Source organism: Geomonas sp., assembly GCF_035254065.1.
Taxonomy (GTDB): domain Bacteria; phylum Desulfobacterota; class Desulfuromonadia; order Geobacterales; family Geobacteraceae; genus Geomonas.
The window spans coordinates 1-3,122 of the sequence record NZ_DATFBA010000346.1; the positions used below are offsets into that span (position 1 = coordinate 1).

Here is a 3,122-nt window from a genome sequence, read left to right on the forward strand (position 1 = left end):
ACAAGAAACTGATGACCGGCGCCATCAACGGCATGCTGGCTGCCCTCGACCCCCATAGCTCCTACCTCCCCGCCACTGACTACTCCGAAATGAAAGTCCACATGGCGGGCGAGTTCGGCGGCCTGGGGATCGAACTGGACATGCGCGACGGCAAGCTGATGGTGAACGCCCCCATCGAGGACACCCCCGCCTCCCGGGCCGGCATCCTGGCGGGCGACCATATCTGGCGCATCGACGGCAAGCCGACCGAGGGGCTTTCCATCAACCAATGCGTGAGCAAGATGCGCGGCACCCCCGGCACCTCGGTCACCCTGGGCATCTTAAGAAGCGGCTCCCCTCCCCTCACCTTCCACCTGACGCGCGCCATCATCAAGACCAAGAGCCTGAAGGCAAAACTACTGGAGCCGGGCTACGGGTACGTGAGCATCGCGGAGTTCCAGGAGCGGACCGGCGAGGATTTCGCCCGAGCGCTGAAGACGCTGGCGGCCGATAACGGCGGACCGCTCTCCGGGCTGATCCTCGATCTGCGCTACAATCCCGGCGGTCTGGTCGACCAGGCCGTGTTGGTGGCCGACCGCTTCATCGGAAAGGGGCTCTCCAATGGCCTGATCGTGACGACCAAGGGACGCGAGGCATCCTCAGACCGCATACTGACCGCCTTTGTCAACGATAAGGAGCCCCTCTACCCGATGGTGGTACTGATCAACGGCGCGAGCGCCTCGGCTTCAGAGATCGTCGCCGGCGCGCTGCAGGACCACAAGCGCGCAGTCATCATGGGGACCCAGAGCTTCGGCAAGGGGAGCGTGCAGTCCGTCATTACCCTCGACAACGGCGACGGCCTCAAGCTCACCACCGCCCGCTACTATACCCCCAACGGCCGCTCCATCCAGGCCAAGGGAATCACCCCCGACATCGTGGTCCCTTTCGAGAAAAAACCTGCCAAGGTGATCGCCGAGAAGACGCCGGACGTGCGGGAGCAAGATCTGGACGGGCACATGCAAGCCGTTCCCACCACGGAAGACACCAAAGACACCAAAGACAGCAAAGACAGCAAAGACAGCAAAGACAGCAAAGACAGCAAAGACAACAAAGAGCGCAGCAAACCTGCTGACACCAAGACGGTTAAGCCTTCCACTAAGACGGAGCTCAGCGAGCAGGAGATCCTGCAGAGGGATAATCAGCTCTCCCGCGCGCTCGACCTGCTGAAAGGTGTCAATCTTCTGAAGGCCAGCGGACGGTGAGGCCGGTTCAAAAGCAATCGCCCCTGTCCTCCCTTTATCAAGGGGGGGACCTCGGGGACGAAGATTCTCAACGATACAACCTACTCGTTATTTTGGGGGTTACCGCCTCCGGGAAAACGGGGCTGGGGGTGGAACTGGCCAGACGGCTCGGCGGAGAGATCATCTCGGCTGATTCACGCCAGGTCTACCGCGGCATGGATATCGGCACCGGCAAAGACCTCCACGAGTACCAGGAGATCCCCTACCACCTCATCGACACGGCTGACCCCGGTCACGAATTCAACCTCTTCGAATTCCAGACTCTCTTCCTCAAGGCCTTTCACGACATTTCCCACCGCCACAGGCTCCCCCTGCTGGTCGGGGGAACGGGCATGTACCTGGACTGCGTGTTGCGCGGGTACCGCCTCACATCTGTCCCCGAGAACCATGAGCTCCGCCGTCAACTGGCTCCGCTTTCCATGACCGAGTTGGCCGACCGGCTGCGGCTTGCCAATCCGCGCCTTCACAACAGCACGGACCTAACCGAGCGCAGCAGATTGATCCGGGCCATCGAAATCGCGGAATTTCCGCCCCAGGAAAGCGAGGCGTGGCCGGACATCCGGCCGCTGATCCTCGGGATTCGCTGGGACCGAGCCGTCATCAGGGAGCGGATCACCAGACGCCTGAAGGATCGCCTGGCAGCCGGGATGATCGAGGAGGTGCAACGGCTCCACGCCGAGGGAGTCCCCTGGGACCAGCTGGAATTCTACGGGCTTGAGTACCGCTTCGTGGCCCGGCACTTGAAGGGCGAGCTCTCCCGAAACGACCTCTTCCAGAAACTTAACAGCGCCATCCACGACTTCGCGAAGAGACAGGAGAACTGGTTCAGGAGGATGGAGAAAAACGGGGTGCGCATCCACTGGCTGGAGGGCGCAGGCGACCCGCTTGCGGAAGCGCTGGAAGTGATAAACAAATCCTGCTAACAGCTGGACCCAATGACGGCGGAAGCAACCGATTACCCGAAAAAAGGACAGGATGAATCTTTTTGGTCCTTTGTTTTGCTGCGGCGTTGTTTATAGTTGACGCAAACAGTGTGGTATGTTACGAAAAAAAGCTGACAGTTTCGGTTAAGCCGAAAAACAGCTTGTAAAGACGAACTATTAAGACCGTGGAGGCAACCATGTTTCGGAGATTGAGGGCAGACATCAGGGCGGTATTTGACAGGGACCCGGCAGCGCGCAGCACGCTGGAGGTGATCTTCTGTTACCCCGGTCTGCACGCGGTTTGGTTCCACAGGGTCGCCCACTGGTTCTGGACCAAGGAGTTTTGGTTTCTCGGCCGCCTCACCTCCCACTTCGGCCGTTTTTTTACCGGCATCGAGATTCACCCCGGCGCCACCATCGGCAAGGGGTTTTTCATCGACCACGGCATGGGGGTGGTGATCGGTGAAACCGCCGAAATCGGCGACAACGTCACCCTCTACCACGGGGTTACTTTGGGCGGGGTGAGCTGGGAGAAGGTCAAACGCCACCCGACCGTGGCGGACAACGTGGTGATCGGATCCGGCGCCAAGGTGCTTGGCCCCTTCACGGTCGGCAAGGACTCCAAAGTGGGCTCCAACTCGGTGGTGGTGAAGGAAGTGCCCCCCAACTCCACCGTGGTGGGCATCCCGGGACGGGTGGTGATGGCGACCGAAAAGCCGCAGGAGCGGATCGACCTGGAGCACGGCAAGATGCCGGACCCCGAGGCCAAGGCGATCTCCTGCCTGTTCGACCAGATCAGGGAACTGGAGAGGAAGTACAACGCCCTCGCCAAGGAGCACGAGGCGCTCAAGCAGAAGGTCGGGTGCTGAAAAAAGCCGCCCGCCTTGCTACAGGCAATCCCCCCTGTCCCCCCTTTATC

3 protein-coding genes are annotated in these 3,122 nt (G+C 60.7%); all 3 read left to right on the plus strand.

Annotated features, from left to right (window positions below; translation table 11 throughout):
- A partial coding sequence (locus VJ604_RS16180; protein ID WP_324084323.1) for a S41 family peptidase occupies window positions 1-1,241 on the plus strand: 1,241 nt, incomplete at its 5' end.
- 92 nt (window positions 1,242-1,333) lie between these two features.
- The gene (gene miaA, locus VJ604_RS16185; RefSeq protein WP_324084325.1) at window positions 1,334-2,203 is read left to right on the plus strand and encodes a tRNA (adenosine(37)-N6)-dimethylallyltransferase MiaA; all 870 of its coding nucleotides are present in this window, start codon (window positions 1,334-1,336) and stop codon (window positions 2,201-2,203) included.
- 197 nt (window positions 2,204-2,400) lie between these two features.
- A complete protein-coding gene (gene cysE, locus VJ604_RS16190; RefSeq protein WP_324084327.1) occupies window positions 2,401-3,072 on the plus strand; it encodes a serine O-acetyltransferase in 672 nt (223 codons plus the stop codon).
- Window positions 3,073-3,122 lie beyond the last annotated feature (50 nt).